The 13,610-nt window shown below is 71.3% G+C and carries 8 protein-coding genes; 2 read left to right on the forward strand and 6 right to left on the reverse strand.

Annotated features, from left to right (window positions below):
- Positions 1-5 precede the first annotated feature (5 nt).
- A complete protein-coding gene (locus KZJ41_RS16875; protein WP_006947747.1) occupies positions 6-1,547 on the reverse strand; it encodes an amino acid permease in 1,542 nt (513 codons plus the stop codon).
- 217 nt (positions 1,548-1,764) lie between these two features.
- On the opposite strand from KZJ41_RS16875, the gene KZJ41_RS16880 reads away from it, so the two are divergent.
- Positions 1,765-2,274, forward strand: coding sequence for an Lrp/AsnC family transcriptional regulator (locus tag KZJ41_RS16880; protein ID WP_006947744.1), 510 nt, complete (start codon positions 1,765-1,767; stop codon positions 2,272-2,274).
- Between the two features lie 97 nt (positions 2,275-2,371).
- Here the strand turns inward: KZJ41_RS16880 and KZJ41_RS16885 are convergent, their stop codons facing one another.
- Positions 2,372-3,463 (reverse strand): Glu/Leu/Phe/Val dehydrogenase, encoded by a 1,092-nt coding sequence (locus tag KZJ41_RS16885; RefSeq protein WP_029544260.1) that lies wholly within the window; start codon positions 3,461-3,463, stop codon positions 2,372-2,374.
- A 55-nt stretch (positions 3,464-3,518) separates the two neighbouring features.
- Positions 3,519-6,980: an indolepyruvate ferredoxin oxidoreductase family protein gene (locus KZJ41_RS16890; RefSeq protein ID WP_065922478.1), complete on the reverse strand. Its 3,462-nt coding sequence runs from the start codon at positions 6,978-6,980 to the stop codon at positions 3,519-3,521.
- A 690-nt stretch (positions 6,981-7,670) separates the two neighbouring features.
- On the opposite strand from KZJ41_RS16890, the gene KZJ41_RS16895 reads away from it, so the two are divergent.
- The gene (locus KZJ41_RS16895) at positions 7,671-7,991 is read left to right on the forward strand and encodes a PASTA domain-containing protein (RefSeq protein WP_006947731.1); all 321 of its coding nucleotides are present in this window, start codon (positions 7,671-7,673) and stop codon (positions 7,989-7,991) included.
- 222 nt (positions 7,992-8,213) lie between these two features.
- Here the strand turns inward: KZJ41_RS16895 and thiM are convergent, their stop codons facing one another.
- The 3 genes from thiM to KZJ41_RS16910 all read right to left on the reverse strand — a co-directional run bounded on the left by thiM (position 8,214) and on the right by KZJ41_RS16910 (position 13,570).
- On the reverse strand, positions 8,214-9,062 hold the full coding sequence (gene thiM, locus KZJ41_RS16900; protein ID WP_251549325.1) for a hydroxyethylthiazole kinase: 849 nt from the start codon (positions 9,060-9,062) through the stop codon (positions 8,214-8,216).
- A gap of 38 nt (positions 9,063-9,100) precedes the next feature.
- The gene (locus tag KZJ41_RS16905) at positions 9,101-12,112 is read right to left on the reverse strand and encodes a bifunctional [glutamine synthetase] adenylyltransferase/[glutamine synthetase]-adenylyl-L-tyrosine phosphorylase (protein ID WP_043800846.1); all 3,012 of its coding nucleotides are present in this window, start codon (positions 12,110-12,112) and stop codon (positions 9,101-9,103) included.
- 120 nt (positions 12,113-12,232) lie between these two features.
- A complete protein-coding gene (locus KZJ41_RS16910; RefSeq protein WP_029544266.1) occupies positions 12,233-13,570 on the reverse strand; it encodes a glutamine synthetase family protein in 1,338 nt (445 codons plus the stop codon).
- Between the last annotated feature and the right edge of the window lie 40 nt (positions 13,571-13,610).

A 13,610-nucleotide genomic window follows, 5' to 3' on the forward strand; every position in this document is an offset into this window, starting at 1 on the left:
CCGCGCTAGACCGGCTCGGGCTCGCGGACGACCTGCGGCGTCTCCGCCCGCTCGGCCGCCTCGGCCCGCAGCCGCTGCCCGAGCACCGACTTGCGCCGACCGTAGACGAAGTAGATCACCACGCCCAGGGCCATCCAGGCCACGAACCGCATCCACGTCTCGACGGACAGGTTGAGCATCAGCCAGCCGCACGCGAGGACCGCGAGGATCGGCACCAGCGGCACGAGCGGCACCCGGAACCCGCGCGGCAGGTCGGGGCGGGTCCGGCGGAGCACCATCACGCCGATGCACACCAGCACGAAGGCGAACAGCGTGCCGATGTTGACCATCTCCTCGAGCACACCCATCGGGAACACCGCGGCGAGGACGGCGACGATGCCGCCGACCAGCAGGGTGATGCGTACCGGGGTGCCCTTACGGCCCGTCGTGGCCAGCTGCCGCGGCATCAGCCCGTCCCGGGACATCGCGAACAGCACGCGGGTCTGGCCGAGCATCATCACCATCACGACCGTGGTGAGGCCGGCGAGGCCGCCGACGTTGATCGCCATCTGCGCCCACGTGATGCCGTGCGCCTCGAACGCGGTGGCCAGCGTGGCGCTGCCGTCGCCGACGAGCGCGCTGCCCGTCCGCAGGTCGGTGTACTTCACCATGCCGGTCAGCACCAGCGTGACGCCCACGTAGAGGACCGTGACGATGGCGAGCGAGGCGAAGATGCCGCGCGGCAGCGCCTTCTGCGGGTTCTTCGTCTCCTCCGCGGTGGTGGCGACCACGTCGAATCCGATGAATGCGAAGAACACCAGGCTCGCGGCGGCGAGCAGGCCGTACCATCCGTAGCTGCTGCCGTCGGCTCCGGTGAGCGCCGAGAACAGCGACTGGTGCACGCCGCTCGCGGTGCTCTGCGCCCCCTCGGCCGGCGGGATGTAGGGCGAGTAGTTGCTCTTGTCGATGTAGAAGACGCCGACCACGATGACCAGCAGGACGACCGCAACCTTGATGGCGGTGACGACGGCCGACACCCGCGAGGACACCTTGGTGCCGACGACGAGCACGACCGTGATCGCGCCGACGATGAGCAGCGCCCCCCAGTCGACCGCAAGCGGCCCGAGATGCATCGTGGTGTGCCCGCTGCCGCCGAGCATGCCACCGAGGTACAGCGACCAGCCCTTGGCGACGACGGCGGAGGCGAGCGCGAACTCGAGGATCAGGTCCCAGCCGATGATCCAGGCGACGAACTCACCGAAGGTGGCGTACGAGAAGGTGTAGGCGCTGCCGGCGACGGGGACGGTCGACGCGAATTCGGCGTAACACAGGGCAGCGAGACCACACGTGATCGCGGCGAGCACGAATGCCAGCGAGATCGACGGGCCGGCGACGTTGCCCGCGGTGCGTGCGGTGAGGGTGAAGATGCCGGCGCCGATCACCACGGCGACGCCGAACACGGTCAGGTCTTTGGCGGTCAGCTCTCTTCGCAGCCGCGAACAGGGTTCGTCGGTGTCCGCGATCGACTGTTCGACGGATTTGGTGCGCCAGATGCCGACTCCGGGCATGGTGTGCTCCTCGGGATGGGATTGTGGGCCCGCCGGACCTCGTGGGCGACCGGGGGCGTGACACTCGCAGGCGACGCATTGTGGTGCCGCAGAGCGGGATTGCGTGAGCAATTCAGTGCAGCAATCATGGCACTGTCACAATTCGTGTCAATATCTTCCGCACCAGCTATTCACAATGCTCAAATGTGATGCGCATCACAACAGAAAGGGTGTCACCGTGCTCAGTTTCGATCGGCTCGACGCGGCTCTTCTCGCCGAGCTCACCCACAACCCGCGGGCCGGCATCGTCGATCTGGCAGCGAAGCTCGGCGTCGCGCGCAACACCGTCCAGTCGCGGATCCGGAAGCTCGAGGAGTCCGGCGCCGTGACGGGATACCGGCCGGTGGTGGATCTGCCGAAGCTCGGCCTGCCGCTGCAGGCGTTCATCGGCGCAGAACTGGTGCAGGCCCGGATGGGTCACGTCATCGCGGAGCTCGAGCGGTTCCCCGAGGTGCTCGAGGTGCACGCGACGACGGGTCGGGAGGACCTGCTGATCCGGATGGCGGCGCAGTCGCAGGAGGATCTGCTCCTGCAGCTCGAACGAATCCATGCGATCGAGGGCGTCGCGCACACCACGACCACGCTGGCGCTGACGACGCCGGTGCCGTACCGGACGCAGCCCCTGCTCGAACACCTCACCCGCGACTCCGGGCACGGGCGCTCCGCGCCGGTGAGCGACCGGCACTGAGGGACCGGCGTTGAGGGACCGGCGTCGAGGGACATCGGTCTCCGGGTACGCGAGAAGGGGGAGGCACCGCGGTGCCTCCCCCTCGCCGTACCGCCCGTCAGGCGGCGTCGATACGCCGCTCGGCGACCCGGTTCGCGGCCGCGCCGGGCCCGATGTCCAGGGTCCGCGACATCTCGAAGATCTCGGCCGTGCGGTCGAAGATCGCGTCCACCCGGGACCGGACGACGGTCGGGTCGGATCCGTCGACCTCCCCCGCGACCTGGATCAGGCCGCCGGCGTTGGCGACGTAGTCCGGCACCCACGTGATGCCGCGGTCGCGCAGGATGTCCTCGACCTCCGGGCGGGCCAGCTGGTTGTTCGCCGCACCGCACACCAGACGCGCACCGAGCACCCCGGCGGTCGACGGGGTCAGCGTTCCCCCCAGGGCACACGGTGCGTACACATCCAGCGGCGCCGCGACGACGCCGTCGGCGACCCGTGCCGCCGGGAACTCGGCGGCCACCCGGGCGAGAGCCACCGGGTTCACATCCGAGACCACCACGTCGGCGCCGTCCGCGGTGAGCAGCCCCACCAGTTCGTAGCCCACCTTCCCGAGCCCCTCGACACCCACGGTGCGGCCGGCGAGAGTCGTTGTTCCCCAGACATGCTCGGCTCCGGCGCGCATCGCCTGGAACACGCCGAGCGCGGTGAGCGGCGAGCTGTCCCCGGATCCGCCGGCCGCGGGAGTGCGTCCCACCGCGTGCGAGGTCTGGCGGCCGATCACGTCCAGGTCGCCGGCGTGGGTACCGACGTCGGCGGCGGTGATGTAGCGGCCACCGAGGGACTCGACGAACCGTCCGTACGCGGCGAGCAGCGCCTCGCTCTTGTCCGTGGCGGGGTCACCGAGGATGACGGCCTTGCCGCCGCCGAGGTTCACGCCCGCGACCGCGGCCTTGTAGGTCATGCCCCACGACAGCCGCAGCACGTCCTCGAGCGCCCGGGCCTCGTCGGCGTACGGGTAGAAGCGGGTGCCGCCGAGCGCGGGCCCGAGCGCGGTGGAGTGGATCGCGACGATCGCGCGCAAGCCGGTCGCGGCGTCCTGACAGAAGACGACCTGCTCGTGTGGGCGGTCGGACAGGCACCGGGATCGGCCGAAGACACCGGCGGGGGCGTCGGAGGTGGCCGAACGGGCGAGGGTCGAGGTGGTCACGTGATGGGTTCCTTTCCGGAAGAATGTACTCGGGATGTCGAGAATCGGTGGCGGCTCAGAAGTCGATCTCGACGCCGAGCTCGGCGAGCCGCGCGCGGTACTGCTCGACGGAGCGCAGCTTGACGTCCTCGTAGCCGCGGACCGTGTCCGGCAGAGCCGCGACCTGCACGGCGCGGTCGTAGGTGGCGGCATCGAGGTCGGCGGCGAGGCGATCGACCGTGGCCGTGTAGTGCGCGAGCAGGGCGCGCTCGACCTTCCGGACGTGCGCGTAACCGAACGGATCGAGGCGGGTGCCGCGCAGGCGCCTGCCCTTGGCCAGGATCCGCAGCGCCGCGTGCGACTTCGGTCCGAACCCGATCTTCTTGGTGCGGCCGAGCGCCCGCAGGACCGGCGGGTGCAGCCGGTAGGTCAGCTGCTCACCGCCGGGCACCTGAGCGCGTACCTCGTCGAGGAACGTGGGGTCGACGAGCAGTCGCGCGACCTCGTACTCGTCCTTGTAGGCGGTGAACTTGAACAGCCCGCGCGCGACGGCCTCGCTGAGGTCGGTGCGGTCGGTGACACGGCGTTCGGCCGCCCACACGGACTGCACCCGGTCGATGTAGCGGGCGGCGAGGCGTTCGCCCTGGAAGTCGATGAGCGCGGCGGCACGCACCCGCACGAGCCGCAGCACCTCGCCGTCGAGGGTGGTGTCCGCGAACAGGGCGTCCGGGGCGACGGTGACCTTCGGCTGCGGGCGGGCCGGTTCGGTTGCGGCCGCGAACGCGCCGGGGTCGGCGATCGCCACGCGGCCCCACCGGAACGCCGCGATGTTCGCCGCCACCGCGACACCGTTGATCTCGATCGCCTCCTCGACGGACTCGGCGGGGATCTGCAGGCCGCCGAGTTGATGGGCGGCGCCGACGATCAGGAAGTTCGCGGCGGCGGTGTCGCCGAACAGTGCCTGTGCGGCGGCGAGAGCGTCGAACGAGGCCGACCGGCGGGTCGCCGCGTCCAGCCGGGACAGCAGCTCCTGTTCGTCGGGGTGGCGGATCGACCTATCGTACACCATGTCCCCGGTGGGGGTGCGGCTCGTCGAGGCCACCGCGACGGTCGTGGCAGGATCGGCGTAGGCGAGGTTCTTCGCATCCGCCGCGGTGAGCAGGTCCAGCGCCAGCAGGCACGACGCCCCGCCGGTGGTCACCCGGTTGCCGGGTTCGAGACCGTCGGCGGCGAACCGTAGGTGCGAGACCACCGGGCCGGCCTTCTGGCTCATACCGATCTGGTCCAGGGATTCGACGTCGAAGCCGGCGCGCAGCGCGGCGGTCGCGAGCACCTGGTTGACGGTGACGATGCCGGTGCCACCGATGCCGGCGAGGAAGATGTTGCGGGTGCCCACCGCGGAGCCGGGATCGGGGTCGGGCACGGCCGGGGGCACCGGGACGGTGCGGCGCTGCGGCGTGCGTCCGGGCGCGACCTCGACCGTCACGAACGACGGGCACTCCCCGTCGAGGCAGGAGTAGTCGGTGTTGCACGACGTCTGGTCGATGCGAGTCTTGGACCCGAACTCGGTGTCGACCGGCTGCACCGACAGGCAGTTGCTCTTGACGCCGCAGTCGCCGCAGCCCTCGCACACCGCCTCGTTGATCACCACGCGCGTGGTGCGGGCGGGCAGGGTGCCGCGCTTGCGCTGCCGCCGCGCATCGGCCGCGCAGTGCTGGTCGTAGATGAGCACGGTGACGCCCGGGACCTCGCGCAGCAGCCGCTGCGCCTCGTCGAGCCGGTCGCGGTGCCAGACCGTCACGCCGCGGGCGAGGGAGCGCTTGCGGTGCCGCTTCGGTTCGTCGGAGCAGACGATGATCCGCCGCACCCCCTCGGTGGTGAGCTTGTGGGTGAGCGCGGGAATCGTCAACGCGCCCTCGGCGTCCTGCGCCCCGGTCATCGCGACGACGTCGTTGTAGAGCAGCTTGAAGGTGATGTTCACCCCGGCCGCGACGCACGCCTGCACGGCGAGCTGGCCGGAATGGAAATACGTTCCGTCGCCGAGGTTCTGGAACATGTGCGGGATGTCGGTGAACGGTGCCTGGCCGATCCACTGCGCGCCCTCGCCGCCCATCTGGGTCAGCCCGGTGACGGCGCTGTCGGCGCGGCCGGACATCGTGACGAGCGCGTGGCAGCCGATGCCGCCGCCGCCGATCGAGCCCTCCGGCAGGGCGGTGGAGCGGTTGTGCGGGCAGCCGCTGCAGAAGTACGGGGTGCGCTTGGCCGACAGCACCTCCAGGGGCAGCGACGGGAGCGGCGCGGGTCCGAGGTCCACGTGGCCGCGCAGTACCCGGCGCAGCGGCCCGCGGATCCGGCCGGCGGTCAGTTCGCCGTCGACGGGCATCAGCGGGCGGCCGTCGGCGTCCTTCTTGCCGACGATGCGCGGCGGGGCGTCGGTGCCGTAGAGGATCTCGCGGATCTGGGTTTCGACGAACGCGGTCTTGTCCTCGACGACGACGAGTTGGTCGAGGCCGGAAGCGAATTCGCGGACCAGGTCGGGGCCGATCGGGTACGGCATGCCGATGCGCAGCAGCCGGATCCCGGCGCGATGCAGGTCGGCGTCGGTCACCCCGAGGTCGAGCAGCGCCTGCCGCAGCGCGTCGAACGTGGTGCCGGTGGCGGCCAGCCCGATCCGGGCGTGCGGGGGGTCGACCTCCACGACGTCCAGCCCGTTGGCCTTCCCGTAGGCGTGGACCATCGCCCAGCGCGGCCCGTACAGGTCGGCTTCGGCGATCACGCTGTCGCTCGGCGCAGCCATCGGACGCTGACGGTAGACGAACGGCTTTCCCTCCCAATCGATCTCGGGAACCGTGATGCGCAGGTCCGCGACCGAGCCGTCGACGGACCACGCACCGTCGGCGACGTCCGCGACGATCTTGAGCGCGACGAGGCAGCCCGAGGCGCGCGACAGCGCGACCCCGTGCAGGCCCATCGAGACGATCTCGGCGGCGTTGCGGGGGAAGAGCACCGGGATGCCGAGGGCCGCGAGGGACCGTTCGCTCACCGCGGGCACGGTCGACGACTTCGATGCCGGGTCGTCGCCGACCATCAGCAGCACGCCGCCGTTCGGGTCGACGCCGTACATGTTGGCGTGCCGCAGCGCGTCGGTGGCCCGGTCCAGACCGGGGCCCTTGCCGTACCAGACACCGACGACAGCATCGTGGGTGGGCGTGCCCGCCCCGAGCCGGCCCTGACTCCCCCACACGGACGTCGCGGCGAGTTCCTCGTTGAAGCCGGGCACGAAGGTGATGTCGTGCTCGGCGAGAACCTTCGGCATGCCGTGCAGCAGCTTGTCGAGGCCGCCGAGGGGGCTGCCGGGGTACCCGGAGACGAACGTGGCCACGCGACGTCCGTCGCGGATGTCGCGCACGTGCTGCTCGACGAGCTGCCGGGCGATCGCCTGGACGCCGGTGAGCAGCACCGTGCCCGAGCCGGAGCGGTACCGGTCGTCCAGGTCGTAGGGAAGACGCTCGATTTCGCGGACCGCGGTCTCGGTCATCGCACACCACCGTTCCTTTGCTGCGACATGTGTTGTGCAGCGTCGCTCAAGTCACATCAACTGGTGCAGCAATGATCGACATAGCTGATTGATTTCGTCAACACACAAGTTTTCAGCGAATCATAATGTTCAAATGTGACCCGCGACACACTCGACAAATGGTCACCGTGATCAGCGGGCGGGTGTCGCACCACCGGCGACGCGGACCCGGCCGGCTCGATGCGCCGTAGCGGACCGGCCCGTCCGCCCTCGCTCCGGGGTCCGACACCGGCTTCGTGCGCGGTTCCGTTCGATGGGCAGATCGGGGCCGTGGACACCGATGCCGGGGGCACCGATGCCGGGGGCACCGATGCCGAGGGCACGGCCACCGAAGCCGTTCCGCCGAGGCTGCCAGTTCTGCCGGATTTGTCAGGAGCCGGGAGTACCCTGAAGTGGCGCCGGCCGGTTCCGGGCCGGAGCGCCTGGGGAACTGCCGATGAAAGCTTGCGTACCCCGCCATGCCGGGGCACTGTCGTCCACGGCCGGACCGTCGTCCGTGCCGCGGGGCCGCGCGCCGCCGCCCGGTCCCGTCCTCCCGACCGCGCCGATAGACCACATCTGACGGACCCCGCTCACCGGCATGCCCGGGCGGAACGGGTGTCCCCCACCGGATTCACTCCATCGCGACATCGTTCCCGAAAGGACGTTGTCATGCGCACCACCCTCCCGGCCGCCCTGTGCGCGGCCGCCGCCACCCTCCTTCTCGGATCCGGCATCGCCGCAGCGCAACCCGCGCCCGATGTCGTCGGCCTCAGCGAACAACAGGCGATCGCCCTCCTGGACGCGGAAGGCATCCCGTACCGGATCACCAACCGCGCCGGCAATCTGTCCGGCGAGTGCCGCGTCACCGAACAACGGGATCGCGGCTATCGCACCGAAGTCGACTACGTGTACGACCACGACGACGACGAGTTCGATCGTGTCGAACGGCAGGTGTGGTTGGGCGTCGGCCTCGTCGTAGTCTGCCGCTGACCTCTCGCTTCGCGAACCGCATCGCGCACCACCGTGCGCCCCTCGCGACCCGGGGGGATGCACGGCGGTGCCGCATGCGCCCAACCGATCCGGCGGAATCGCCTCGCCGAACGCGTTCTCCCGCACCCTCACCGGGCACGCATCGAGCGCCTTGCCCGAATTATCCAGTCCCGCAGGGGAATCACCCCCTGGTGGCACCCGACGTCCGGGGGCGATCGGCCCTCACGCCTGCGCCGGGATGTCCAACGGCTCGACGCGGGCACGGAGCCGGAGGACGTCCGCGTTCACCGAGTACAGGGCGTCGAGGAACGCGACGGCGAAGGAGCCCGGGCCCGTGGCGTTCCCGTCGGCGATCTCCGCGGCCACCGCGACGTGGGCGTGCGCGGCGGCGAGTCCGATCAGCGCCGTGGGGGCGACGGCGAGGTATGCCGCAGCGAGGGCACCGAGCGCGCAGCCGGTGGAGGTCACGCGCGGGAGCAGGGCACTGCCGCCACCGATGCGCAGGCCGGTCGTCGCACCGGCGGCGTCGCGGCCGACGAGGTGGTCCACGGGACCGGAGGCGGACACCGCGTCGGCGTGGGCCAGCAGCGCCAGCGCGGCCGGCACCGCGGCGGCGGGGTCGTCGGAGCTGTCGACGCCGCGGGTGTCGCCACCCAGACCGGCCAGCGCGATGACCTCGGAGGCGTTGCCGCGGATCGCCGTCGGACGGAACGGGAGCAGATCCGCGGCCAGGCCGGTGCGCCACGGGAGGCCCCCCACGCCGACGGGATCGAGCACCCACGGGGTGCCCGCGTCGCGGGCGGCCTCGGCGGCCAGGGTGAACGCCGCCGCCGTCCCGTCGTCGGGGGTGCCGAGGTTGATCAGCACGCCCCCGGCGATGCGGGCGAATCCGGCGGCCTCGTGGACGTTGGCGATGTGGGCGTTGCTCGCGCCGGCGGCGAGCAGGACGTTGGTCAGGAAGTTGGCGGAGACGACGTTGGTGAGCGACTGCACCAGCGGCACCCGGGCGCGGAGAGCGTCGAGGGCGGCGGCGAGATCGTCGACGGTCGGGGGAATCGGGGCAGTGGTCACGATGAAGTCCTGAGCTGGTTCCACGGGAGGTCGGGGCCTCACGTCCCGAACACCCGCTCCACGACCCCCCGGGCACGTCGAGTGACCCGCAGATAGTGGTCGAGGAACTCGGAGGCGTCACCACCCGACCAGCCGGCGACCTGGGCGACCGCCGACAGCAGCTTGCCCGGGCCCGGCAGCTGGTCGGTTCGCTTGCCGCGCACCAGCACGAGCGCGTTGCGGGCGCGGGTGGCGGTGAGCCACGCGTCGCGCAGCAGTGCGACGTCCGCGCTGCTGAGCAGTTCTGCGGCGCCGATCGCATCGAGCGTCTCGAGCGTCGAGGTGTTGTGCAGCGACTCGATGTGGTGCGCGTGCTGCAGCTGCAGCAGCTGCACGGTCCACTCGATGTCGGCCAGGCCACCGCGGCCCAGCTTGGTGTGGGTGGCGGGGTCGGCACCGCGCGGCAACCGCTCCGAGTCGACCCGGGCCTTGATCCGCCGGATCTCGCGCACCGCGTCGTCCGACACGCCGCCGGCCGGGTACCGGGTGGCGTCGATCATGTGCAGGAACTGCAGTCCGAGCTCCGCGTCGCCGGCGACGGCGTCGGCCCGCAGCAGCGCCTGCACCTCCCAGGTCTGCGCCCACTGGGCGTAGTACGCCTGATAGGACGCGAGGGTGCGCACCATGGGTCCGCTGCGCCCCTCGGGGCGCAGGCCGGTGTCGACCTCGAGCGGCGGATCCGTGCTCGGCGCGCCGAGCAGGGTGCGCACCCGCTCGGCGACCTGGTTCGCCCACTTCACCGCGGCGGTTTCGTCCGCCCCGGGGTTCGGCTCGCAGACGAACAGCACGTCGGCGTCGGACCCGTAGCCCAGTTCGCCACCGCCCAGACGCCCCATGCCGATCACCGCGAGCCGCGCCGGCGCCGGCCCGTCCTCCTGCTCGGACGCCTTGATCACCGCGGCCAGGGCAGCCTCGAGCACCGCCGCCCACACCGCGGACAGTGCGCGGCACACCTGCGGTACGTCCAGCATCCCGAGGATGTCGGCGCTCGCGACGCGGGCGAGTTCGGCCCGGCGCAGCGACCGGGCCGCGTTGATCGCCTTGTCGGGGGCGTCGTAGCGGGCCGAGGAGGTGACGATGGCCTTGGCGACCTCGTCGGGCCGCGGTTCGAGGAGCCGGGGCCCGCCGGCGCCGTCGGCGTAGAGCCGGATGACGTCCGGGGCCCGCAACAACAGGTTGGACACGTAGGCGGAGGACCCGAGCACGGTCATGAGCCGGTCCGCGACGGACGGCTCGTCGCGCAGCGTCCGCAGGAACCACACCCGGTCGACGAGCGCCTCGGACAGGCGGCGGTAGGCGAGCAGTCCGGCGTCGGGGTCGCTCGTCTCCCCCAGCGCCTCGAGCAGTTGCGGCAGCAGCAGCGCCTGGATGCGGGCCTTGCGGGAGGCACCGCCGGACAGTGCCGTCAGGTGGCCGAGCGCGTTCTCCGGTGCGCTGTAGCCGAGCGCGGCGAGCTGCCGGACCGCGGCGTCGGGCGACAGCCGCAGCGCCTCCTTGTCCACCCGGGCCACCGACTCGAGCAGAGGCCGGTAGAACAGCTTCGCGTGCAGCTTGCGCACCCGCGCCGAGTTGCGCTTGATCTCCGACTCGAGCACCCCGAGCGCGTCGTGCCGTCCGTCGGGGCGCATGTGCGCGGCGCGGGCGAGCCAGCGCATCGCCTCCCGGTCCTCCGGGGGCGGCAGCGTGTGGGTACGTTTGAGCCGCTGCAGCTGCAGGCGGTGCTCGAGCAGCCGCAGGAACTCGTAGGAGGCCCGCAGGTTCGCGGCGTCGTCGCGCCCGACATAGCCCCCGTCGGCGAGGGCGGACAGCGCCTGCACGGTGTTCGGTACGCGCAGCGCCTCGTCGGCGCGGCCGTGCACCAGCTGCAGCAACTGCACCGCGAACTCCACGTCGCGCAGGCTGCCCCGGCCCAGCTTGAGTTCCCGCTCGCGCAGCTCGGCGGGCACGAGTTCCTCGACGCGCCGGCGCATCGCCTGCACCTCGGGCACGAACGCCTCCCGCTCGGAGGCCGTCCACACCATGGGGCTGAGCGCCTCGACGTAGCGGCGACCGAGGTCGAGGTCGCCGGTCATGGGCCGGGCCTTGAGCAGTGCCTGGAACTCCCACGTCTTGGCCCAGCGCTGGTAGTACGCGACGTGCGAGTCCAGGGTGCGGACCAGTGCGCCGCGCTTGCCCTCGGGACGCAGCGCGGCATCGACCTCGAAGAACGCCGAGGTGCCGATCCGCATCATCTCCCCGGCGATGCGGCCGGCGCGGGCGTCGGCCGGCTCGGCGACGAACACGACGTCGACGTCGCTGACGTAGTTGAGCTCGCGGGCCCCGCACTTGCCCATCGCGATGACGGCCAGGTCGACGGGGCAGGGACCGTCCGGGACGACGCTGGCGACGGCCACCGCCAGGGCCGCCGTCAGGGCCGCGTCGGCGAGGTCCGCGAGCCGCTGCCCCACCTCGAGGTACGGCAGGACCGGTTCGTTCTCGACGACGGCCGCGAGATCGGCGGCCGCGAGCAGCGCCAGCTGGTCGCGATAGCCGGTGCGCAGCGCAGCCACGGCCGCCGGACCGGTGATCGTCGCCCGGTAGATCAGACGGTTGTCTCCCGTCCCGGCCTCGGGTTCGGCCTCGACGTAGCCGAGCATCCGATCGGTGAGGGTCCGCCGGTCGGGCAGCTGCAGCGTCCCGGCGAGGCCACGCCACCGATCCGGGTGGGCCACGATGTGGTCGCCCAGGGCGGACGACCCGCCGAACAGGCCGAACAACCGGCCGCGCAGCCCCTTGTCGGTGCGCAGCGCCGCGTCGAGTTCGGCCCAGCCGTCGCCGAGCGCGTCGTGCAGCCGGGCAAGGGTGCGCAGGGCGAGGTCCGCGTCGGGTGCGCGGGAGAGGGCCCACAGCAGTTCGGTGCTGTCGGTGTCGGTCCAGCCGAGCTGCCGGAGTTCGTCGGGTGCGGTCGGGGCGAGGAGGCCGAGCCGACCGGCGCTCGGTATCGCCGAACGCGCCGTCGGCGGTCTCACCATGCCGCCACCGTCGCTCCGGCGCGGGACACTACCGCCCGAGTGGGCACGGACCTCACCTCTTCGTCGTCGTCGACCGTCCGGTCCGCGGCGACGCCCTCGTGCGGCCGCGGCCGGCAGGGGTTACAAGCCCAGGTACTGATCCAGTTCGTACGGGGTGACCTGGCTGCGGTAGTTCTCCCACTCCGTCCACTTGTTGCGGAGGAAGAAGTTGAACACGTGCTCGCCGAGCGCCTCGGCCACCAGTTCCGACTTCTCCATCTCGCGCAGGGCGATGTCGAGGTCGGTCGGCAGCTCCCGGTACCCCATGGCGCGCCGCTCCGCGGAGGTCAGCGCCCACACGTCGTCCTCGGCCTCGGGGGCGAGCTCGTAGCCCTTCTCGATGCCGCGCAGGCCGGCGGCGAGGAGCACCGCGAACGTCAGGTACGGGTTGCAGGCCGAGTCGGGCGTGCGGATCTCCACCCGGCGCGAGGACGCCTTGCTCGGCGTGTACATCGGCACCCGCACCAGAGCGGAGCGGTTGGACGGGCCCCAGCAGGCCGCGGTGGGCGCCTCGCCGCCGTGCACGATGCGCTTGTAGGAGTTGACCCACTGGTTGGTCACGGCACTGATCTCGTTGGCGTGCTCGAGCACCCCGGCGATGAAGGCCTTGCCGGTGGCCGAGAGCTGCAGCGGATCGTCGGGATCGTGGAAGGCGTTGTTCTCCCCCTCGAACAGGCTCATGTGGGTGTGCATGGCCGACCCCGCGTGCTCGCGGAACGGCTTGGGCATGAACGTCGCGCGCACGCCCTCCGACATCGCGATCTCCTTGACCACGTAGCGGAAGGTCATCACGTTGTCGGCCATGGACAGCGCGTCGGCGTAGCGCAGGTCGATCTCCTGCTGACCAGGCGCGGTCTCGTGGTGGCTGAACTCGACGGAGATGCCCATCGACTCGAGCGCGTCGATGGCGTGGCGGCGGAAGTTCGGGGCCGAGCGGTGCACCGACTGGTCGAAGTAGCCGCCGTCGTCGGCCGGCACGGGCGGCGCGCCCGGTTCACCGTTCTCGACGAGGAAGAACTCGATCTCGGGGTGCACATAGCAGCTGAAGCCGAGGTCGGATGCCTTGTTGAGCTGGCGGCGCAGCACGTGCCGCGGATCGGCCCAGCTGGGGGTGCCGTCGGGCATCGTGATGTCGCAGAACATGCGGGCCGAGTACTGCTGACCCTTGCTGTCGGCCCACGGCAGCACCTGGAAGGTCGAGGCGTCCGGCCGGGCGACCATGTCGGCCTCGGAGATGCGGGAGAATCCCTCGATGGCCGAGCCGTCGAACCCGATGCCCTCCTCGAAGGCTCCTTCGAGTTCGGCCGGGGCGATCGCCACGGACTTGAGCGTTCCGACCACGTCGGTGAACCACAAGCGCACGAACCGAATGTCGCGCTCTTCGAGGGTGCGGAGCACGAACTCCTTCTGGCGATCCATACGGCCGAGACTAGGCACAGTGCGTTAAATCCGTGTTACA

Origin of the sequence: Rhodococcus sp. 11-3, assembly GCF_023704055.1 — a bacterium.
GTDB lineage: Bacteria > Actinomycetota > Actinomycetes > Mycobacteriales > Mycobacteriaceae > Rhodococcus > Rhodococcus aetherivorans.

What these genes read in the sequence shown, in the direction of transcription:
- KZJ41_RS16895 (WP_006947731.1), top strand. Translation starts at nt 7,671, where the DNA reads ATGCGCACCACCCTCCCGGCCGCCCTGTGCGCGGCCGCCGCCACCCTC.
- KZJ41_RS16905 (WP_043800846.1), bottom strand. Translation starts at nt 12,112, where the DNA reads ATGGTGAGACCGCCGACGGCGCGTTCGGCGATACCGAGCGCCGGTCGG.
- KZJ41_RS16875 (WP_006947747.1), bottom strand. Translation starts at nt 1,547, where the DNA reads ATGCCCGGAGTCGGCATCTGGCGCACCAAATCCGTCGAACAGTCGATC.
- KZJ41_RS16890 (WP_065922478.1), bottom strand. Translation starts at nt 6,980, where the DNA reads ATGACCGAGACCGCGGTCCGCGAAATCGAGCGTCTTCCCTACGACCTG.
- KZJ41_RS16910 (WP_029544266.1), bottom strand. Translation starts at nt 13,570, where the DNA reads ATGGATCGCCAGAAGGAGTTCGTGCTCCGCACCCTCGAAGAGCGCGAC.